Source organism: Vibrio sp. OPT20 (assembly GCF_963889365.1).
Classification (GTDB): Bacteria; Pseudomonadota; Gammaproteobacteria; order Enterobacterales; family Vibrionaceae; genus Vibrio; species Vibrio splendidus.
The window spans coordinates 338,475-359,867 of sequence record NZ_CAWPOA010000052.1 but is presented as its reverse complement, the minus strand read 5'-3'; the positions used below and the strand labels follow the sequence as shown (position 1 = coordinate 359,867).

General features: G+C 44.3%; 19 protein-coding genes. 16 read left to right on the top strand and 3 right to left on the bottom strand.

The features are described 5' to 3' along the window. Position 1 precedes the first annotated feature (1 nt). From lpxK to pyrF, 9 genes are all read left to right on the top strand, one after another. Positions 2-1,009 carry a tetraacyldisaccharide 4'-kinase gene (lpxK, locus tag AACR09_RS11730; protein ID WP_193835012.1) on the top strand — a complete coding sequence of 336 codons (1,008 nt, stop codon included), beginning with the start codon at positions 2-4 and terminating at the stop codon, positions 1,007-1,009. After that, complete coding sequence (locus tag AACR09_RS11725; protein ID WP_004736429.1) at positions 990-1,169, top strand: Trm112 family protein; 180 nt, start codon at positions 990-992, stop codon at positions 1,167-1,169. The genes lpxK and AACR09_RS11725 overlap by 20 nt, the downstream gene beginning before the upstream one ends. Continuing rightward, positions 1,169-1,915, top strand: a complete 747-nt coding sequence (gene kdsB / locus AACR09_RS11720; RefSeq protein ID WP_193835011.1) for a 3-deoxy-manno-octulosonate cytidylyltransferase — start codon at positions 1,169-1,171, stop codon at positions 1,913-1,915. Before AACR09_RS11725 ends, kdsB begins: the two co-directional genes overlap by 1 nt. A gap of 293 nt (positions 1,916-2,208) precedes the next feature. Further along, the gene (gene cmk / locus AACR09_RS11715) at positions 2,209-2,889 is read left to right on the top strand and encodes a (d)CMP kinase (RefSeq protein WP_193835010.1); all 681 of its coding nucleotides are present in this window, start codon (positions 2,209-2,211) and stop codon (positions 2,887-2,889) included. Positions 2,890-2,995: 106 nt separating this feature from the next. Then, complete coding sequence (rpsA, locus tag AACR09_RS11710; protein ID WP_017057038.1) at positions 2,996-4,666, top strand: 30S ribosomal protein S1; 1,671 nt, start codon at positions 2,996-2,998, stop codon at positions 4,664-4,666. Positions 4,667-4,787: 121 nt separating this feature from the next. Beyond that, positions 4,788-5,072: an integration host factor subunit beta gene (gene ihfB / locus AACR09_RS11705; RefSeq protein WP_010439923.1), complete on the top strand. Its 285-nt coding sequence runs from the start codon at positions 4,788-4,790 to the stop codon at positions 5,070-5,072. A gap of 129 nt (positions 5,073-5,201) precedes the next feature. Beyond that, a complete protein-coding gene (locus tag AACR09_RS11700) occupies positions 5,202-5,474 on the top strand; it encodes a LapA family protein (RefSeq protein ID WP_004734544.1) in 273 nt (90 codons plus the stop codon). 12 nt (positions 5,475-5,486) lie between these two features. Beyond that, entirely contained in the window at positions 5,487-6,662 is a 1,176-nt protein-coding gene (gene lapB / locus AACR09_RS11695; protein ID WP_004734543.1) for a lipopolysaccharide assembly protein LapB, read from the top strand. Positions 6,663-6,784: 122 nt separating this feature from the next. Then, complete coding sequence (gene pyrF / locus AACR09_RS11690; protein ID WP_017078954.1) at positions 6,785-7,480, top strand: orotidine-5'-phosphate decarboxylase; 696 nt, start codon at positions 6,785-6,787, stop codon at positions 7,478-7,480. Positions 7,481-7,585: 105 nt separating this feature from the next. Here pyrF and miaE read toward each other — a convergent pair whose 3' ends face one another. Both miaE and AACR09_RS11680 read right to left on the bottom strand, forming a co-directional pair. Next, entirely contained in the window at positions 7,586-8,380 is a 795-nt protein-coding gene (miaE, locus tag AACR09_RS11685) for a tRNA isopentenyl-2-thiomethyl-A-37 hydroxylase MiaE (RefSeq protein ID WP_322621709.1), read from the bottom strand. A gap of 102 nt (positions 8,381-8,482) precedes the next feature. Further along, positions 8,483-9,247, bottom strand: a complete 765-nt coding sequence (locus AACR09_RS11680; protein WP_004734562.1) for a hypothetical protein — start codon at positions 9,245-9,247, stop codon at positions 8,483-8,485. A 322-nt stretch (positions 9,248-9,569) separates the two neighbouring features. Here AACR09_RS11680 and cysB point away from each other — a divergent pair, with 322 nt between their 5' ends. After that, positions 9,570-10,544 (top strand): HTH-type transcriptional regulator CysB, encoded by a 975-nt coding sequence (gene cysB / locus AACR09_RS11675; RefSeq protein WP_004734561.1) that lies wholly within the window; start codon positions 9,570-9,572, stop codon positions 10,542-10,544. A 342-nt stretch (positions 10,545-10,886) separates the two neighbouring features. Continuing rightward, complete coding sequence (locus AACR09_RS11670; protein ID WP_193835009.1) at positions 10,887-12,095, top strand: methyltransferase; 1,209 nt, start codon at positions 10,887-10,889, stop codon at positions 12,093-12,095. 229 nt (positions 12,096-12,324) lie between these two features. Here AACR09_RS11670 and ald read toward each other — a convergent pair whose 3' ends face one another. Beyond that, on the bottom strand, positions 12,325-13,449 hold the full coding sequence (gene ald / locus AACR09_RS11665) for an alanine dehydrogenase (RefSeq protein WP_102545086.1): 1,125 nt from the start codon (positions 13,447-13,449) through the stop codon (positions 12,325-12,327). A 156-nt stretch (positions 13,450-13,605) separates the two neighbouring features. Between ald and lrp the strand changes: the two genes are divergently transcribed. The 5 genes from lrp (at position 13,606) to serS (ending at position 21,253) form a co-directional block, all read left to right on the top strand. Continuing rightward, a complete protein-coding gene (gene lrp, locus AACR09_RS11660; protein ID WP_004734558.1) occupies positions 13,606-14,100 on the top strand; it encodes a leucine-responsive transcriptional regulator Lrp in 495 nt (164 codons plus the stop codon). A gap of 162 nt (positions 14,101-14,262) precedes the next feature. Continuing rightward, positions 14,263-17,445 (top strand): DNA translocase FtsK 4TM domain-containing protein, encoded by a 3,183-nt coding sequence (locus AACR09_RS11655; RefSeq protein WP_193835008.1) that lies wholly within the window; start codon positions 14,263-14,265, stop codon positions 17,443-17,445. Between the two features lie 341 nt (positions 17,446-17,786). Continuing rightward, positions 17,787-18,383: an outer membrane lipoprotein chaperone LolA gene (gene lolA, locus AACR09_RS11650; RefSeq protein ID WP_004734556.1), complete on the top strand. Its 597-nt coding sequence runs from the start codon at positions 17,787-17,789 to the stop codon at positions 18,381-18,383. A 64-nt stretch (positions 18,384-18,447) separates the two neighbouring features. Further along, complete coding sequence (locus AACR09_RS11645) at positions 18,448-19,803, top strand: replication-associated recombination protein A (protein WP_276527036.1); 1,356 nt, start codon at positions 18,448-18,450, stop codon at positions 19,801-19,803. Between the two features lie 142 nt (positions 19,804-19,945). Next, positions 19,946-21,253, top strand: coding sequence for a serine--tRNA ligase (serS, locus tag AACR09_RS11640; protein WP_004734554.1), 1,308 nt, complete (start codon positions 19,946-19,948; stop codon positions 21,251-21,253). The last annotated feature ends 140 nt before the right edge of the window (positions 21,254-21,393 follow it).

The window sequence follows — 21,393 nt, the reverse complement described above, 5'->3', positions numbered from 1 at the left end:
TGTGATCGAAAAGATTTGGTTTAACAATCATCCGTTAAAATACCTTCTTTGGCCGCTACTGTGGCCATTGAGTCTGCTGTTCAAAATGATCAGCGGTCAAAGACGTGACGCCTATCTATCCGGTAAAAAAGAGACCTACCGTCCGCCCTTACCAGTAATTGTTGTTGGTAATATTACCGCTGGTGGCAATGGTAAAACACCGGTTGTGATTTGGTTAGTTGAGGTGCTTCAAGCTAACGGCTTTAAGCCTGGGGTGGTTTCTCGAGGTTATGGGGCAAAAGCGCCAAGCTACCCGTTAGTATTGGATGAAAACACGCCTGCTGAACACTCTGGCGATGAACCTCGTTTAATTCGAAAGCGAACCGGTGCGCCTGTTGCTGTCGATCCTGTGCGTGCAAACGCGGTAAAGGCTTTGTTGAGCGAAGGGGTTGATGTCATCATCACGGATGATGGCCTTCAGCACTATGCACTTGAACGTGATATTGAATTTGCGGTTATCGACGGTGCTAGACGCTTTGGTAGCGAATGCCTAATTCCTTTAGGCCCGCTAAGAGAGCCTATATCTCGTTTAGATGACGTAGACTTTTTGGTTAACAATGGCGGTAAAGTGCAAGGACGAGAGTTCTCTATGTCTTTGCTACCAAGCCAAGCCGTTAACCTAAAGACTGGTGAGAAAATATCGGTAGCAGAACTACAGAAGTTGGTGGCTTTTGCTGGTATTGGTCACCCACCACGCTTTTTTAAAACATTGGAAGATCTTGATGGTGATGTTGTTTTCACACAGGGCTTCGCCGACCATCAAGATTTTGATAAAGATGAACTTCATGCCTTAGCTAAGAAAGGTATGAATCTGATTATGACAGAAAAAGACGCTGTAAAATGCGAAGAATATGCTCAAGATAACTGGTGGTATCTTCCAGTTTCTGCGCAGTTTGATGAAGATTCGCGACAGCAAATTTTAAAAAGAATAAAAGAGGTTATGGAATACTATGGATCACCGTCTACTTGAGATCGTTGCTTGCCCTGTATGTAAAGGTAAACTAACTTTTGACAAGGATAAGCAAGAGCTTGTTTGTAAAATTGATCGCCTTGCTTACCCAATTAAAGAGGGTATTCCTGTTCTTTTAGAACCTGAAGCTCGCACCGTTTCAATGGATGAGGGTAAGTAATGTCTTATACGGTTGTTATACCTGCGAGATACCAATCGAGCCGTTTACCTGGGAAGCCGCTTGCTGACATTGGTGGAAAGCCGATGATTCAATGGGTATACGAACAGTCAATGAAAGCGGGTGCCGATAACGTTATTATCGCTACCGACGACGCTCGAGTTGAAAAAGCGGCTAAAGCATTTGGCGCGACCGTTTGTATGACATCACCGAATCATGAGTCAGGTACTGAACGCCTAGCTGAAGTGATTGAAGTTATGAAGATTCCTGATGATCATATTATCGTGAATGTTCAAGGTGATGAGCCACTTATCCCACCAGCGATCATTAATCAGGTTGCGAACAATCTTGCGAACAGTACAGCTCCGATGGCAACACTCGGTGTGGAAATCACTCATGCTGATGAAGTGTTTAACCCTAATGCCGTTAAAGTTGTAACCGATAAAGACGGTTACGCCTTGTATTTCAGTCGAGCAACCATTCCTTGGGATCGAGATGCTTACGCGAACAGCGGTACTGCAGCGGAATCTCCTTTGCTTCGTCATATTGGTATCTATGCTTACCGAGCGGGCTTTATCAATACCTACATTAATTGGGAACCTAGTACTCTTGAGCGTATTGAGTGCCTAGAGCAATTACGAGTGCTTTGGTATGGTGAACAAATCCATGTAGACGTTGCGGTTGAAGCGCCAGCTGCTGGTGTTGATACGCCTGAAGATCTAGAAGCGGTTCGAGCTATTATTGGCTAATGTTTCTTTGAGCTACTTCTTCTTTGCTTTACAAAATGCAAATTCATGAGCCTTGCTTGTTGCGAGGCTTTTTTCTATCTATCGAAAAGTGCGCTATCGAAAAGCTCGTGCGTGTCTTATTGACCTAAGCAAACGGATATTGGGCTGGTTGCATTGGTTTATGCATCATCAACTCGGAATTATCTGAGATTTACCTCGCTCGACTTCCAATTTTTCTCTATAATATGCCGCCTATAAAGTAGTGGCGAATCGCTAGTACAGAATAAAACTTACGACAAAATGTGGAGTAAAAGATGCCTTCTCAAAGCCCAGTGATTACGGTTGATGGACCAAGTGGTGCAGGTAAAGGTACCCTGTGTATGTTGCTAGCAGATAAGCTAGGCTTTCATCTTCTAGATTCAGGCGCGATTTATCGCGTATTGGCTTTAGCGGCAATTCACCATGGTGTGAATACTGAATCAGAAGATGCTTTAGTACCGCTTGCGACACACTTAGACGTGCAGTTTATTGCTGAAGGCGACTTAGTTAAGGTTATCCTAGAAGGTGAAGATGTGTCTGGTGAACTTCGCAAAGAAGAAACCGGCATGGCAGCTTCAAAAGTGGCCGCTTTACCTCGCGTTCGTGAAGCTCTGCTTCGTCGTCAACGTGCATTCAGCACGGCACCTGGTTTGGTTGCTGATGGCCGTGACATGGGAACGGTTGTGTTCCCTGAAGCTGAAGCGAAAATATTTTTAGATGCAAGTGCTGAAGAGCGTGCGAGTCGCCGCCTTAAACAGTTGCAACAGAAGGGGTTAGATGTTAAATTTGACGACCTTTTGAGCGAGATCCAAGAGCGAGACGACCGAGATCGTAATCGCCCAGTGGCGCCACTTCGCCCTGCAGAGGATGCTCTAGTGCTTGATTCCACCTCAATGAATATTGAGCAGGTAGTAGAAAAAGCACTACACTATATGGAATCGAAACTGGCTGGGTAATTTCGCCGAGCTAGTACGAACGTTGGTCGCAAGGATGATGACCGGCGAATTTATCAACCCCATGCGGTAGGATACCCATGGACGTTTAATTATTGAAGATTAAATAATGACTGAATCTTTTGCTCAACTCTTTGAAGAGTTTCTATCTGAAACTGAATTCCAACAAGGCAGCATCGTTAAAGGTACTGTAGTAGCTATCGAGAACGGTTTCGTTCTTGTAGATGCTGGTCTTAAGTCTGAATCTGCTATCCCTGCTGAACAATTCAAGAACGCTGCTGGCGAACTTGAAGTTGAAGTTGGTGCTGAAGTAGACGTAGCTCTAGACGCTGTTGAAGATGGTTTCGGTGAAACTCAACTTTCTCGTGAGAAAGCTAAGCGTCACGAAGCTTGGATCGTACTTGAGAAAGCTTGCGAAGAAGCTGAAACTGTTGTTGGTATCATCAACGGTAAAGTTAAAGGCGGTTTCACTGTTGAACTTAACGGTATCCGTGCTTTCCTTCCAGGTTCTCTAGTAGACGTACGTCCTATCCGTGACACTGCTCACCTAGAAAACAAAGAGCTAGAGTTCAAAGTAATCAAGCTAGACCAGAAGCGTAACAACGTTGTTGTTTCTCGTCGTGCTGTTATCGAATCTGAAAACAGTGTTGAGCGTGACGAACTTCTTGAAACTCTACAAGAAGGTACTGAAGTTAAAGGTATCGTTAAGAACCTTACTGACTACGGTGCATTCGTTGACCTTGGCGGTGTTGACGGTCTTCTACATATCACAGATATGGCTTGGAAGCGCGTTAAGCACCCATCAGAGATCGTTAACGTTGGTGACGAAATCCTAGTTAAAGTTCTTAAGTTCGATCGTGAGCGTACTCGTGTTTCACTAGGTCTTAAGCAACTAGGCGAAGATCCATGGGTAGCAATCGCTAAGCGTTACCCTGAAGGTCACAAGCTTTCTGGTCGTGTTACAAACCTAACTGACTACGGCTGCTTCGTTGAAATCGAAGAAGGCGTTGAAGGTCTAGTACACGTTTCTGAAATGGATTGGACTAACAAGAACATCCACCCTTCTAAAGTTGTTAATGTTGGCGACGAAGTTGAGGTTATGGTTCTTGATATCGACGAAGAACGTCGTCGTATCTCTCTAGGTCTGAAACAGTGTAAAGCTAACCCATGGCAGTCATTTGCAGAAATGCAAGCTAAGGGCGACAAAGTTACTGGTAAGATCAAATCTATCACTGACTTTGGTATCTTCATCGGTCTTGAAGGCGGTATCGACGGTCTTGTACACCTATCTGACATTTCTTGGAACGCTGCCGGCGAAGAAGCTGTACGTGAATACAAGAAAGGCGACGAAATCTCTGCTGTTGTTCTAGCAGTAGATGCAGAGCGTGAGCGTATTTCTCTTGGCGTTAAGCAAATGGAAAACGACCCGTTCAACGCATACGTTGCTGACAACAAGAAAGGTGTTCTTGTAAACGGTACTGTAACTGCAGTTGACGCGAAAGGCGCTACTATCGAGCTAATCGAAGGCGTTGAGGGTTACCTACGCGCTTCTGAAGTTTCTCGTGACCGTATCGAAGATGCATCTCTAATCCTAAGCGTTGGCGACAGCGTTGAAGCGAAGTTCACTGGTGTAGACCGTAAGAACCGCGTAATCAACCTATCTATCAAAGCTAAAGATGAAGCTGATGAGCAAGAAGCAATGGCTTCACTGAACAAGTCTGATGAAGGCGCGTTCGGTAACGCAATGGCAGACGCATTCAAAGCTGCTAAAGGCGAATAATAGCTTCTCGTTAAGAGAATTATAGCTATATAGCCAAGAAAGGAGCCGTAAGGCTCCTTTTTTTTTGCTTATTTTTCCGATAGGTCTATAATTTCTAAAAAGAAAACCAACGAGGGTAACTATGACTAAGTCTGAATTGATTGAAAGACTGTGCGCTGAGCAAACGCACCTTTCTGCAAAAGAAATTGAAGACGCTGTAAAAGACATTTTAGAGCACATGGCTTCAACACTAGAAAGTGGTGATCGAATCGAAATTCGCGGATTTGGCAGTTTTTCTCTGCATTACCGTGAACCTCGTGTTGGACGTAATCCTAAAACTGGTGACAAGGTTGAGTTGGAAGGCAAATACGTTCCTCACTTTAAACCAGGTAAAGAGCTACGCGAACGAGTAAACTCAGGACTGTAGACTACTTATCGGAATTAAGAAAAGCGGCATACTATAATGTATGCCGCTTTTTTATGACCATAATATGGTGGTCTGATTAGTAATTTTCCTGCATAATCGTACAGCTAACTAACCAATGAGTGATGAACTATGAAAATTATAAAAATAGTCGCCGTTATCGCACTTTTCCTAATTGCACTGGCTTTAGGCTCTCAAAACCAAACAAGTGTGAATTTCAACTATCTGCTAGCGCAAGGTGACTTCCACCTATCAAGCTTATTAGGTGTTGTCTTCGTTTCAGGTTTTGGTCTTGCTTGGTTAGTCTTCGGCAATATGCACATGCGATCTCAACTGAGAATTCATCGTTTGAAGAAACAACTCAATAAGCAATCAAAGCAGGTAGCTGCTGATACCAAAGCTTAAAGGTCTTATTTGATGTTAGAGTTACTGTTCTTGCTCTTACCTATTGCCGCCGCTTACGGTTGGTATATGGGTAATCGTAATGCTCAGCAAGAAAAACAGAAACAATCACACCAGATTTCCCGTCAATACGTGACGGGTTTGAACCTATTACTGTCAGATCAGTCTGACAAAGCGGTTGATCACTTCATTGAACTCCTTCAAGTCGACAATGAAACCATCGATACTCACTTAGCTTTGGGCAACTTGTTCCGCTCAAGAGGCGAAGTCGACCGTGCTATTCGTATTCACCAAAATCTTATCTCTCGTTCGGGGCTTACTCTCGATCAGAAAAACCTCGCACTACAACAATTAGCTAAAGATTATATGGTCTCTGGCTTTCTTGATCGCGCCGAAAAAATCTTTGAACAGCTTGTAGAAGAACCCGATCACAAAGAGGGTGCTCTACAGCAGTTGGTTGCTATTTATCAGCAAACTCGAGAGTGGAACAAGGCTATTCATTACGGAAATATCCTAGTTAAGCTCGGTAAGAAGAAAATGAAGATGCGTGCGACAGTTGCACATTTCTGGTGTGAACTTGCGATGCAAGAGCAAGCCGATGGTAATCGTTCTAAAGCGCTTCAGCATTTCAAAAAGGCACTTTCTGAAGACCCTAAATGTGTCCGTGCTAGCATTGCTCTAGGCAAGTTCCACTTAGCGAACGAAGACTACCAAAAGACAATCGATTGTTTGGAATCGGTACTCGAGCAAGATATCGACTTTATTAGTGAGGTGTTGCCAACCCTTGCTGAGTGTTACCACAAGCTTGGGCAAGAGGCTCAATTGGTCGAGTTCCTTAAAGCTTGTATTCAGAATAAAGCTGGTGTGTCCGCTGAACTGATGCTCGCTCAATTGGTTGCTCATCATGAAGATGTTGGTTCTGCTCAAGAGCTACTAACAAAGCAGCTTGTCAAAAATCCAACCATGAAGGGTTTTTATCGATTAATCGATTATCACCTAGCGGAAGCAGAAGAAGGTCGTGCGAAAGACAGCTTAACCACACTTCAATCTATGGTTGGTGAACAACTTAAGGTTAAGCCTCATTATCGTTGTCGTCAGTGTGGTTTCTCAACACACTCAATGTATTGGCACTGCCCTTCATGTAAGGGGTGGGGAACGATCAAGCCTATTCGTGGGCTTGATGGTGAATAGATTCGTGGTCATTTTAAGACCAAATTATTAATTGCAGCTTTCGGGCTGCATTTTTATGACTGTTATTTATGGCCTGATTGGTATAAATATTTTGTAGAAAGTTAACTGCGTTAGGAGATGAAATGAACGACCAAAAAATCATTGTAGCATTGGATTATGATAACCAAGCGGATGCGTTAGCCTTTGTTGATCGTATTGACCCAGCATCTTGCCGTCTAAAAGTGGGCAAAGAGATGTTTACCTTGTTTGGTCCTGAATTTGTTCGTGAATTGCATAAACGTGGTTTCTCAGTATTTTTGGATCTCAAATTCCACGACATCCCGAACACATGTTCAAAAGCTGTGCGAGCTGCCGCGGAACTAGGCGTTTGGATGGTGAACGTACATGCTAGTGGCGGTGAGCGCATGATGACGGCGTCTCGCGAAATTTTGGAACCGTATGGTAAAGATCGTCCGTTGCTAATTGGCGTGACAGTGCTGACTAGTATGGAGCAATCTGACTTGGCGGGTATTGGTTTGGATCTTGAGCCACAGCAGCAGGTGATGCGCTTGGCATCTCTGACTAAAAACTCAGGCTTAGACGGCGTTGTATGTTCGGCACAAGAGGCTTCTTTACTGAAAGGTGCACTTGGCCAAGAATTCAAGCTAGTAACTCCTGGTATTCGTCCTGTAGGTGCTGATGTTGGTGATCAGAAGAGAATCATGACGCCTTCTAAAGCGATTGAGTCAGGTTCTGACTACCTTGTTATCGGTCGCCCTATCACTCAAGCGATAGACCCTGCCGCTGTACTTGCAGAGATCAACGGTACGCTAGCTTAAGTTTGCATCAGAAAGCTATTCGAATAAGAAGGCCAGCAAATTGCTGGCCTTCTTATTTGTGTACGAGGCATTGAATTGGTCTGGACTTGAGTTATCTTGCCTAGTCTAAAGCGGAGCGCCACTATGGAATTTAAAATCGCTGTCTTCTGAAGTGATAAGATCCGCTTCTACTTGCGCGAAATGAGCAATACGCTCTGAGATATCTTTCCCTGCGATCTGCTCTGCTAACTCAAGGTAATCTTGGTAATGTCGAGCCTCTGAGCGAAGCAGAGACACGTAAAACTTCTCCATATCTTCTTCCAAGAATGGAGCTAATTTAGCGAAACGCTCACAAGAGCGAGCTTCGATAAACGCACCGATGATGAGCTTATCAACCAGAGCATCGGGTTCGTAAGTTTTGACTTGCTTGATTAAACCCTTAGCGTAGCGACCCGCTTCAATCGGTTGGTAAGTGACGCCTTTCTTTACCATCAATTCCATGACTTGGTAGAAATGATGCAGCTCTTCTTTGATCAGCAATACCATTTTATCGATCAGGTCAGCGCCGTAATTGCAGCCTTCTTTCGCTGTAATTTGCTTTGATACGTTGCTTTTACCACGCAGAGACTCTAAGTCTCCGATACGACGGTAAGCAAATTGCTCGTAGGGCAAAATCCATTCATTCAGTTGCTTTGCGCTTTCTTTATCAACTGCGTACTTGCGGATAAGGAACAAAGCACTCTGTGCCGCCTTAAGCTCACAAAGCATGTGATCGCGTAGAATGATGTGAAGGTTTTCAGGCTTTTTGGCTTCATCGATCCATGAACCTGGCGTTTCAGCTTTAAGAAAAGAGTGGATTGGAGCTAATAATTCTTGATACATGGTCAGGGCAAGTTTGTTGATAATGCGGGATTTTATCACAGCTCAAGAGATCTCCCTATACAGAGAAAGGAAATTCAACAGCTACAAAAAAGGCCGCTAATTTAATGTAAATAAGCGGCCTTTAAGTATTGCGTTAGACAGTTACCATTTCTTCTTCTGACCGAAGAGGGCGTCCATGTCTTCGTCACGCTCTTTAGATTCGATCTGTTGTAAATCTTGCGCGTTTTTATCTTGGCGCTTCTGATCAAGATCGTTAAGCATCTGCTGAAGCTTTTCTTTCGCTTGAGTAGAGTATGAATCGTTCTTAGTTGCTAATGCGTCGATACCTTTACGCAGTAACTGAATTGCTGTGCCTGGCTGTCCGCGAGAAATCGAGTCGTTTGCACGCTTGATAACATTTTCGATATTGATGCGAATTTGAATCGTCTCTAAACGAGCGTTTTCAACCACATAAGCTTGAGTCTCGAAGCGGCCTTTATTGTGCTCGTTACGGACCGTATCACGTAGGCGCTTAACTAGCTTCAGCATCATGATCGCTTGTTTGTCACTGCTTGGAACGCGGAAGGTAGTACTTTCACCACCTTGGTAGTTCTCTTTAAGCTGAGTGATTTGTTGTTTTACGCTTTCAATGCGTTGGGCAAGCTGCTTGTTTTTGGGATCGAGCTGATACATGTTTTCTAATGCATCAAGAATTCGATTGTTTAAGCATATAAGAAGATCTTGGCTAAACGGCATGTGGTGAGCATTGCCAATCAACTCTTCTGTTCCGTCAATAATGGTTAGATAACGAGAAGCTTCCTGTTTCTTCGCTGTTTCTACCTTAACTTTGTATTGAAGCATGATGTTGTAGCCTAAAACCAACACCAAAAGAACGGCGACTAAGGCGATTATTAAACCAATATTCATATATTTGTGTCTGCTTGTTGTTTTCTATAGCTAACTTGAGAGGATACACGATTCCATTGTGTATCGGCACTCGTAAATTGCAATTTCTGATTATCTCTTGTTGAGCACAATCGGCAATCAAAACTTACCAACTAATGTATGAGAATGAGGTGTGGGTTGCAAAGCGTTAGTGATGTTTTTGTTTGTTAAGCTAGAAAAACTCATTATTTCTGTCATTTTGGTTCTCGAAGCGTTATAACTATTAATTATATTACACGAGACTATAAAGCTCTATTTGCAAATAAGTTAGCGCAGAAATGAGTAAAGGATTACGAGGTTAGATATGAAGTTACAGCAACTGAAGTACATTGTTGAGGTTCTAAACCATAACCTAAATGTTTCAGCGACAGCAGAGAGTTTGTATACATCTCAGCCCGGCATTAGTAAGCAAGTTAGGTTACTTGAAGACGAGCTAGGCATTCAGATTTTTGAACGTAGCGGTAAGCATTTAACTCAGGTTACACAAGCCGGTGAGGATATTATTCGTATCTCTCAAGAGATTTTGGCACGTGTAGAGAGTATTAAAGCAGTAGCGGGTGAGCACACTCATCCTGAGATGGGCACATTGAATATTTCAACCACTCATACTCAAGCTCGTTATGCGCTCCCTGATGTGATTAAAGGTTTCACGGCACGTTATCCAAAAGTGTCGCTTCACATGCACCAAGGTACACCAAGCCAGATGTCAGAAGCGGTCGCTAAAGGGACTGCGAACTTTGCGATTGCAACGGAAGCGCTGCACCTTTATCAAGATGCAATTATGCTGCCTTGTTATCACTGGAACCGTTCAATCGTCGTAACTAAAGATCATCCTCTTGCGCAAAAACGAACTATCTCGATTGAAGATCTTGCTGCTTATTCTCTCGTGACTTATGTATTTGGTTTTACTGGCCGTTCTGAGCTTGATACTGCATTCAACAAAGTAGGATTAACACCGCGAGTTGTGTTTACCGCAACGGATGCAGACGTAATTAAAACTTATGTTCGTATGGGGATCGGAGTTGGTGTAATCGCAAGTATGGCGATTGACCACGAGCAAGATACAGATTTGGTTGCTATTGATGCGAGCCACCTATTTGGTGCTAGCACCACAAGCATTGGCTTTAGAAAAGGCACTTTCCTGCGTTCTTACATGTTTGATTTTATGGAGCGTTTTGCACCGCACTTAACTCGTCCTGTGGTTGAACAGGCTATTTCTTTGAAATCGAATGAAGAAATCGAAGAGATGTTTAAAGATATCGACCTGCCTGTTCGCTAAGGGGCATAGTCTTTAATTCGATTCCTATTCGGCCTGTTTACAGGCCGTTTTCATTTGAACTCGGTTTTGGTTTATACCAATCGTAGTAAATAACGGGTCACCCTAGCTTGTTAAAACGCTCGATAACGTTGTTAGAACTTTTGATTGCAGAATAAGTACTTATCGAAACGACTTGCCGAACAGAGCTGCCTTGTTCTCAAGCCTTTACCTGCGCTACTTCTGTTCACTGACTTCCCGTGATTGGTATGACTTACTGATAGCCTGTCCCTATAGCCTCGATTTGTATCCTTCCTTTCCATTTTGGCCTCTTACCCCTACAATCCTCGCATCATAGGGGGAAGCATGCATTCACGATTTACAACACTCGACTCATTCTTGTTAGAGCACCAAGTCTATTGGCGTTCGGAGCCTTTTCATCTATGCCAAACTCACCATCAACCATGGAAAGATGTGAATCGTCCACTTGTCGATTGGTTAGAAGGTTTGAGTATTGAGCGCATTCAAACGTTAAAAGAGCAGCCTCAGCTTTTGGTCGAGGAACTGACTCGCTTCCTCCCTCAATTAGATGCTGCTAACCAAAATATCCAGTTTGATAATACGGCTTTGGTTGGATTAGACCTCCCACGTGGTACTGCTGATGGTATTCCCGGCAGAAAGCTGCAACAAATCGTGGCGATGGGAGAGGCTGCACTTGAACACCATCATGGTAAAGAGTGGCTAGAGTGGTGTTCTGGCAAAGGTTTTCTGGGCCGAATTTTATCTCAACAATCAGATCAAAAGGTCACTAGCTTTGAATGGCAACAATCGTTATGTGAAAGCGGACAAAAGGTAGCAGACGACCAGAAATTAGAAATGCACTTTGTCCAAGGTGACGCGTTTTCAGAGGAAGCAGATGGCGTATTTAACTCTGATCAACACGCTGTTGCGCTCCATGCTTGTGGTGATCTGCATGTTGAACTGGTGAAAAAGTCTGTTTCACATGGGCTATCGGCGGTAACAATTTCCCCTTGTTGCTATCACCTTATTCGAGGCGATGTGTATCAAGCTATGTCTACCGTGGCCAAAGGTTCAGCATTAACGTTGAGCAAAAGCGATTTAAGAATCCCGCTTCAAGAAACCGTCACTGGTGGTGAAAGAGTAAAGAGACATCGCCAACTAGAGATGAGTTATCGTTTGGGCTTCAGCAAACTGCTCAAAGCTGAACGTCATATCGACGAATACATTCCAGTGCCAAGCATTAAAAAGTCAGAGTTATCTAAGGGTTTTGAATCATTCTGCCGCTGGGCATCTGAAGTTAAAAAAGTATCGCTTGGTTCAGACGTCGATTTTGATTTCTACTTAGCCCAAGGCGAGGCGCTTTTCTGGGAAATGGAGAAGTTGAGCTTAGTACAACAAGTCTTTAGACGACCATTGGAGATATGGTTGGCCTTAGATCGTGCCATCTATCTGCAAGAACAAGGTTATGAAGCTTCGATTGAAGAGTTCTGTGAACGCAGTATTACGCCAAGAAACCTATTGATTCATGGGGTTAAAGTCGAGCGTTATCAATAGACAGAACTGTTGCGTGTTTTACTAGCTAAGCTCATAAACTCATAAACTCATAAACTCATAAACGCAAAACAAAGTCATAAATGAAAAATGAAGCTATAAATACAAGACAAAGCTATAAATGCAAAAAAGCCAGCGCGACATAATGTCGTACTGGCTTTTTGTTTAATGTGTATGAGTTAACTGAACGCTTCAACGAGAAGATTATTGCGTTCAGTTAGCTATTACAGCATTAGTTAAACATTGCGATTGCTTCAGCTGGGTCTACATATTCTAGGTCAAAGCTCTCTGCAACTTCTTTGCAAGTTACTTTACCGTGAATAACGTTAAGACCTTCTAGGAAGCCTTCATCAGATAGAAGTGCTTCGCGGTAGCCTTTGTTCGCTAGCTTAACAATGTAAGGAAGTGTTGCGTTGTTTAGCGCGTAAGTAGAAGTACGAGCAACGGCACCTGGCATGTTAGCAACACAGTAGTGAACTACGTCATCAACAATGTAAGTTGGATCGGCGTGAGTGGTTGCGTGTGAAGTTTCGAAACAACCACCTTGGTCGATTGCAACGTCAACAACAGCTGAACCTGGCTTCATCTTAGCGATGTGCTCTTTTGTAACCAGTTTAGGCGCTGCTGCACCTGGGATCAGTACTGCACCAATCACTAGGTCTGCTTCTAGAACATGCTTCTCAATAGCGTCTTCAGTAGAATAAACCACTTTTGCGCGACCTTGGAATTCTTCATCAAGACGGCGAAGCGTATCTACGTTGCGATCAAGAATGGTTACGTCTGCGCGAAGGCCAACAGCCATACGTGCTGCGTTAGCACCCACAACACCGCCGCCAACAACAACAACTTTCGCTGGTTCAACACCAGGAACGCCGCCAAGAAGAAGACCACAACCACCGTTAGATTTTTCTAGTGTTTGTGCACCTGCTTGAATAGACATGCGACCAGCGACTTCAGACATTGGTGCTAATAGTGGCAAGCGACCCATATTATCTGTTACAGTCTCATAGGCTACGCAGACAGCTTTGCTCTTGATTAGCTCTTCCGTTTGTGGAAAATCTGGTGCAAGGTGTAAATAGGTAAATAATATTTGCCCTTCACGAAGCATAGCTCGCTCGACAGCTTGAGGTTCTTTAACCTTTACAATCATCTCTGCTTTCGCGAAAACGTCAGCAGCAGTAGGAAGAATGGATGCGCCTACAGCGATGTAATCATCGTCTGAAAAACCGATACCAGTACCGGCATTGGTTTCAACAAAAACTTGGTGGCTATGTGAGATTAGTTCTCTCACGCTAGCTGGGGTCATACCAACGCGGTATTCGTGGTTCTTGATTTCCTTCGGTACGCCAATGATCATCCTGACTCCTCATTATATTATGGTTGTTTTATCTATGTGTAGGGTAATTCTGTCGAATTAATATCTAGTATAGATAGGTTCAGATAGAATTTGATACCGAATATTAAAAAGTTGTAGTATATTTTTTTGCAAGGAAGTAATAAGGTGGAATAAAAAATGGCAGACAATTATAAGAAGCCGTCCAAGGAACTAGATCGTATTGACCGCAACATTCTTAATGAGTTGCAAAAAGACGGTCGTATCTCAAACGTTGAACTCTCAAAACGAGTAGGACTTTCTCCAACTCCATGTCTTGAGCGTGTTCGTCGTTTAGAACGTCAAGGTTACATTACTGGGTACACAGCGTTGCTGAACCCACAGTATCTTGATGCTTCACTTTTAGTGTTTGTTGAAATTACGTTGAACCGTGGTGCTCCAGATGTGTTCGAACAATTCAACACCGCTGTGCAGAAACTGGATGACATCCAAGAGTGTCATTTAGTGTCGGGTGATTTTGACTATCTTCTAAAAACACGTGTATCGGATATGGGTGCTTACCGTAAGCTACTGGGTGATACGTTACTTCGTCTACCGGGCGTAAACGACACTCGAACTTACGTTGTAATGGAAGAAGTGAAACAAACCAATCAACTTGTGATTAAAACTCGTTAGTCACAATTGGTGAAATGAAAGAAAGCGGACATTTGTTCCGCTTTCTTGCTTTCTGGAATTGGGTTTTTCTGTTTGATATGGTTAAATCAACAGTAGTTTCATTGAAACGGGCGGCTTTGGTCGCTCGAGATGTTTTATTCCGTTTAATTATTAAGTTGGTTTATGTTCAAGCAGAGCAGTAATAAAGTAGAAACAATCATTAAAACGAGTGAAGAGCCTCAGTCTCCTCGTTTGAATGGTTCTCAACGTCTAAAAGAGTGCAGCCTGATTATGGGTGTTCTCTTCTCTATTCTACTTGCCGTTGCGTTATTAACTTTTAGTCCTGCAGACCCGTCATGGTCGCAAACGGCGTGGGGTGGTGACATTCAAAATGCGGGTGGCTACTTAGGAGCATGGTTGGCGGATACGCTTTTCTTTGTGTTTGGTTCTCTGGCTTACCCTTTACCTATCTTGGTAACGGTTGCTGCGTGGGTATTATTCCGTAAACGTAATGAAGACGAGCAGATCGATTTCATGCTGTGGGGTACTCGCTTACTTGGCCTTACTGTCCTTATTCTTACTAGTTGCGGTCTAGCCGATATCAACTTTGACGACATTTGGTACTTTTCGTCAGGTGGCGTCGTGGGTGATGTACTAACAAGCCTTGCGCTTCCCACGTTAAATGTTCTCGGTAGTACGCTAGTTCTTCTTTTCTTATGGGGAGCTGGCTTGACGCTATTAACCGGAATTTCTTGGTTAAGTATTGTGGAATGGCTAGGCGAATGTGCCATTAAATTTTTTACATCTGCTGTTAATAAGGCTCGTGGCCAAGATCAAGAGCTACTTGAGCCTGAATTGAAAGAATCGACAGACAGAGATTCTCTAACGGAACGTCATCAAAAGCCGACTTTCCGTGATGTCCCTGCGTTAGAAGACAATCTTATCGAAGGTAAGACTATAGAAGGGTATAAAGAAGCAGAACAAGATCAGCTCGACCCTGCGATGAGCTTCTCTGCGACCAACGACTCTTCAGACACTGGCGTAAATGCGTTGGACAACAGTGCAACGTCGAAGCGTCATTACAATATTCATATGCCAGTAGAGGCTCCAGCTAAGCCAGAGGTTTCTACTTATGAAGCACCGCAAGTTCAATCTAAAATTCAACCAGAGCAACCTATCTCTGTCGCTCCTGTTTACCACGCGCCAGAAGAACCTTTCGAAGAAGGTATTGAGCGTTCGAAGCAGTTGAATGCGACGATAGAGCAGCTAGAAAATGCCGCTATGTATGAAGATGATCTCGCTGAGCAAGATCAGACGGATGCTCACGAATCTCAGGCTGCGTACCAACAATACATGCAGAACGATCAACCAGAAGTTGCCTCTACTGATATTGGCCTTGAAAGTGCTGAGTCAGCAGTCGATAGCACTTCAGAAGTTGATCGCACTTCAGAAGTTGAGAGCGAATTCGATACGGAAGATGTTCAACCTGAATCGTTATACGCTTCGCCAATGGGTGAACCAGAAGAACCAAGCGAAGACGATTTCTCAGTACAAGCATCACCGTTTGATGTGGCTGAAGAACAAAGTTATGAGCAGCCTTCAGAGTTCGAGTCTGTATCGATTGAAGAAGATAATGCAGAGCAACCTGAGCCTTTAGTTAACCAACAAAATAATTCAGAATTTGAGCAATCAAACGAACAAACTCAAGAGCCAACGGTTGATCTTCCTTGGGAACAGGTAACAGAAGAAGAGCCTCTTCACCCAGACCAAGATGTAGCAGCCTTCCAAAGCCTTGTCTCTGAGGCACAAGCGAACATGGCGGCGACACAAAACCCGTTCCTGGTACAGCAAGATGTTAACTTACCGAAACCGGCCGAACCATTGCCAACGCTTGAGCTGTTGTTCCACCCTGAAAAACGTGAAACCTTTATTGACCGCGATGCACTAGAGGCGATCGCTCGTCTTGTTGAATCGAAGCTAGCGGACTACAAGATCAAAGCTGATGTGGTTGATATTTTCCCAGGTCCTGTCATCACTCGATTTGAACTCGATCTGGCTCCGGGCGTCAAAGTAAGCCGTATTTCTGGCCTTTCTATGGACTTAGCTCGTTCGCTTTCTGCATTGGCAGTACGTGTCGTCGAGGTAATACCGGGTAAACCTTATGTTGGTTTAGAATTGCCGAACATGAGCCGTCAAACCGTATTCTTCTCCGATGTGGTGGGCAGCCCTCAGTTCCAAGAAGCGAAGTCACCAACGACCGTTGTTCTCGGACAAGACATTGCTGGTGAAGCGGTTATTGCTGACCTATCGAAGATGCCACATGTTCTGGTTGCTGGTACAACCGGTTCTGGTAAGTCGGTCGGTGTAAACGTGATGATCTTGAGTATGCTTTACAAGGCATCACCGGAAGATGTTCGCTTCATCATGATCGACCCGAAAATGTTGGAATTATCTATCTATGAAGGTATTCCACATCTGTTGTCTGAAGTTGTGACTGACATGAAAGATGCATCTAACGCCCTTCGTTGGTGTGTAGGTGAAATGGAACGTCGTTACAAACTGATGTCGGCTCTCGGTGTTCGTAACATCAAAGGCTACAACGACAAATTGAAGATGGCCGCGGAAGCGGGTCACCCAATCCATGACCCACTATGGAAGCCGGGCGACAGCATGGACCCTGAAGCACCATTGTTGGAAAAACTGCCTTATATTGTTGTTGTCGTCGATGAATTCGCTGATTTAATCATGGTAGTCGGTAAGAAAGTTGAAGAACTGATTGCACGTTTGGCGCAGAAAGCGCGTGCGGCTGGTGTTCACTTGATCTTAGCAACTCAGCGTCCTTCGGTGGATGTTATTACTGGTCTTATTAAAGCAAACATCCCAACACGTGTTGCCTTTACGGTATCAACCAAAACGGATTCAAGAACTATTCTTGACCAAGGTGGTGCAGAATCATTATTGGGTATGGGTGATATGTTGTACTTACCACCGGGTTCAAGCCACACAACTCGTGTACACGGTGCGTTTGCATCTGATGATGATGTACACGCGGTAGTGAATAACTGGAAAGCACGCGGTAAGCCAAACTATATTGAAGAGATTACGAACGGCGACCAAACCCCGGAAACACTGTTACCGGGTGAGAAGATGGAAGGCGATGAAGAAGTCGATCCACTGTTTGATCAAGTGGTAGAACACGTTGTCCATTCACGTCGTGGTTCAGTTTCTGGCGTACAACGTCGATTTAAGATTGGCTACAACCGTGCGGCACGAATTGTTGAGCAGCTTGAAGCTCAAGGCATTGTGAGTGCTCCGGGCCATAACGGTAACCGTGAAGTCTTAGCGCCAGCGCCACCAAAAAATTAGTTCTACTAGGGCGTGTAGATCTTTCGAGCTGATTTTTGCAGCGAGTTGCTGGGTATTTATACAAGGCAGAGGCTTTGATGTGTAGCTAGCCTACATGAGAAGCCGATAACGTAGTAGAAATGACCAGCAAACGCTGCCCGAAGGGTTCGGCTAAAAGCGTTTTACTCTTTGTTGAGGGAGATTTGCTTAGAATGACTAGGCTACTTCCCCCTCGCCGCGATTAAAACGCTTTTATCTCGAACAAAATTCAACCACGAAAGGTCAACACGCCCTATGAACTTATATCCATTAAGTCGGTCAAATCGAAAATATGACCGACGTATGTTCTAACAGGATTATTGATGAAAAAAGTATTCGCACTTTTATTTATGAGCTTTTCAGTATTGGCTTCTCCGAAAGAAGAACTGAGTAGCCGCTTGTCATTGAATGCAGGTTTTAGCGCCGACTTTAAACAAGTCGTGACTAGCCCTGATGGTGATGTTGTTATGGAAGGCGAGGGCACGGTTGAGATTGCACGCCCAAGCTTATTCCGTTGGGAAACGACTTTCCCTGATGAAAATGTGTTGGTATCTGATGGTCAAAGCTTGTGGTACTACAGCCCGTTCATTGAGCAGGTTAGTATTTACTGGCAAGAGCAAGCAACATCACAAACACCTTTTGTCTTGCTGACTCGTAACCAAGAAAGCGATTGGGACAACTACAATGTCGCGCAAACCGGTAACCAATTTACGCTAACGCCGACAGCCGTAGATTCTAATCAGGGCGACTTCCAGATTAAGATCACTGAAAAGGGTATTGTTCAGGGCTTTAACGTGATTGAACAAGACGGTCAGAAAGGTGAGTTTACTTTTAGCAATGTTGACTTAGGTAAACCTGCAGCAGACCGCTTTACTTTTGTGGCACCGGAAGGTGTCGAGGTCGACGACCAAAGAAACTGATCTAATGAAGCAGATCATTTGGTAATACGTCGATAGGCACAGATGCCATCAACGAATCAAGAGATTGCAATTGAGTAATTACAGCTTAGATTTTGCAGGGGACGAAGATTTTCGTCCCCTTGCTGCTCGTATGAGACCTGAAACTGTCGAACAGTACATCGGTCAGCAGCATATATTAGGCCCAGGTAAACCACTTCGTAGAGCGTTGGAAGCGGGCCATATTCACTCGATGATTTTATGGGGGCCTCCTGGCACCGGTAAAACCACGCTGGCGGAAGTGGCAGCAAACTATGCGAATGCTGAAGTTGAGCGCGTATCAGCGGTAACCTCGGGTGTTAAAGACATTCGTATTGCGATTGAAAAAGCGCGTGAAAATAAACAAGCAGGGCGCAGAACGATCCTGTTTGTGGACGAAGTCCATCGCTTTAACAAAAGTCAGCAAGATGCCTTTTTGCCACACATTGAAGATGGCACCGTGACCTTTATTGGCGCGACCACAGAAAACCCATCCTTTGAACTGAACAACGCTTTGTTGTCACGTGCGCGTGTTTACAAGCTGACTTCGCTTCATACCGATGATATTTCTCTCGTTATTCGCCAAGCTATTGAAGATAAACAGCGCGGTCTGGGTGATGTAACGGCTGATTTTGCTGATAACGTCTTAGATCGCCTCGCTGAACTGGTCAACGGTGACGCACGTATGTCGCTCAACTATCTTGAGCTGCTGTATGACATGGCAGAAGACAACGACAAAGGCGAGAAAGCGATAACGTTACAGTTGCTGGCTGAGGTAGCAGGGGAGAAAGTCGCTCGCTTTGATAATAAGGGCGATATTTGGTACGACTTGATCTCCGCTGTTCACAAATCGATTCGCGGTTCAAACCCTGATGCGGCGTTGTATTGGTCAGCAAGAATGATTGCTGCGGGTTGTGACCCTTTGTATATCGTAAGACGCTTGCTAGCGATAGCTTCTGAAGATATCGGCAATGCTGACCCAAGAGCAATGCAGGTCGCAATGTCCGCTTGGGACTGCTTCACTCGAATTGGTCCTGCCGAAGGTGAGCGTGCTATTGCACAGGCGGTTGTTTATCTCGCGTGTGCGCCAAAGAGTAACGCCGTTTACACCGCTTGGAAGCAAGCGTTAACGGATGCACACAATCTGCCTGAGTATGAAGTTCCTCATCATTTACGAAATGCACCTACAACTTTGATGAAGGACATGGGCTACGGGCAAGAATACCGTTATGCTCATGACGAACCTGGTGCCTACGCCGCTGGCGAAAAGTATTTGCCGCCTGAAATGGGCGAAACACAATACTATTTCCCAACAAAACGAGGCTTAGAGACCAAAATTGGCGAGAAGCTAGATTATCTGGCGGATTTGGACGCAAAAAGCCCACAAAAACGCTATGAAAAGTAGTCTTTTTTGGATATCGTTACCTAGTCATAAAAATTCAATTAAATCGTTTGAAATTGGTCGAAATAGCACCAGTTTTAGGGGTTTAGCAGTGATTCAGTAGCAATCTACTGAATATTCAAATAACTAAAGCATAGGATTAGCAATGCTGGATTCTAAATTACTTCGAGCTGAGCTGGATGAAACAGCGGCAAAATTAGCACGTCGAGGCTTCACCCTTGATGTAGAGACAATTCGTGAACTTGAAGAAAAACGTAAGTCCCTTCAGATGAAAACTGAAGAGCTGCAAGCGTTACGTAACTCTCGATCGAAGTCCATTGGTCAAGCGAAAGCAAAAGGCGACCATGAAGAAGCTGAGCGTATCCTTGCTGAAGTAGGCAACTTAGGCGCAGAACTAGACCAAGCTAAAGTAACATTGGCTGAGCTTCAATCTGAGCTAGAAACGATCACCATGTCAATTCCTAACCTACCTGATGCAGAAGTGCCAGACGGTAAAGATGAAGACGACAACGTAGAAGTTTCTCGTTGGGGTCAACCTAAGACTTACGACTTCGAAGTGAAAGATCACGTAGATCTTGGCGAAATGTCTGGCGGTCTTGATTTTGCTAGCGCAGTTAAAATCTCAGGTTCTCGTTTCATCGTGATGAAAGGCAAATTTGCACGTCTACACCGTGCTATTGCTCAGTTCATGCTGGATCTTCACACTGATGAGCACGGCTACACAGAAATGTACGTGCCGTACCTAGTGAACCACGATAGCCTATACGGTACTGGTCAACTTCCTAAGTTCGGCGAAGACTTGTTCCACACAAGCCCGCTAACTGAACAAGTAAGTGACGTACCTCTTAAGACTCTATCGCTTATCCCTACGGCAGAAGTACCGGTAACGAACATGGTTCGTGACACGATTACTGATGAAGCTGAACTGCCACTTAAGATGACAGCTCACACGCCATGTTTCCGCTCTGAAGCGGGTTCTTACGGTCGTGACACTCGTGGTCTTATCCGTATGCACCAATTCGACAAAGTTGAGCTAGTACAAATCACTAAGCCAGAAGACTCAATGGCAGCGCTTGAAGAGCTAACAGGTCATGCTGAGAAAGTACTTCAACTTCTAGAGCTTCCTTACCGTAAAGTGATTCTATGTACAGGTGACATGGGCTTCGGTTCTGCGAAAACTTACGACTTAGAAGTATGGGTTCCAGCACAAGAGACTTACCGTGAAATCTCTTCTTGTTCAAACATGTGGGATTTCCAAGCGCGTCGTATGCAAGCTCGTTTCCGTCGTAAAGGCGAGAAGAAACCTGAACTTGTACACACACTAAACGGTTCTGGTCTTGCTGTTGGTCGTACTATGGTTGCTATTCTTGAGAACAACCAAGAAGCAGATGGCCGTATTGCTATCCCAACAGTACTTCAACCATACATGGGCGGCGTAACGCACATTGGTTAATCAGTAAAACTGTTATACGAAAACCCAGTCAATCGGCTGGGTTTTTTATTATCTGTTACACCGGAAAGCAGTAAGTCGAGGGCCAGTTTCATTACTCATTTGTAATAGTGTTTCTCTAATTTTGGTTATTATTACATCAT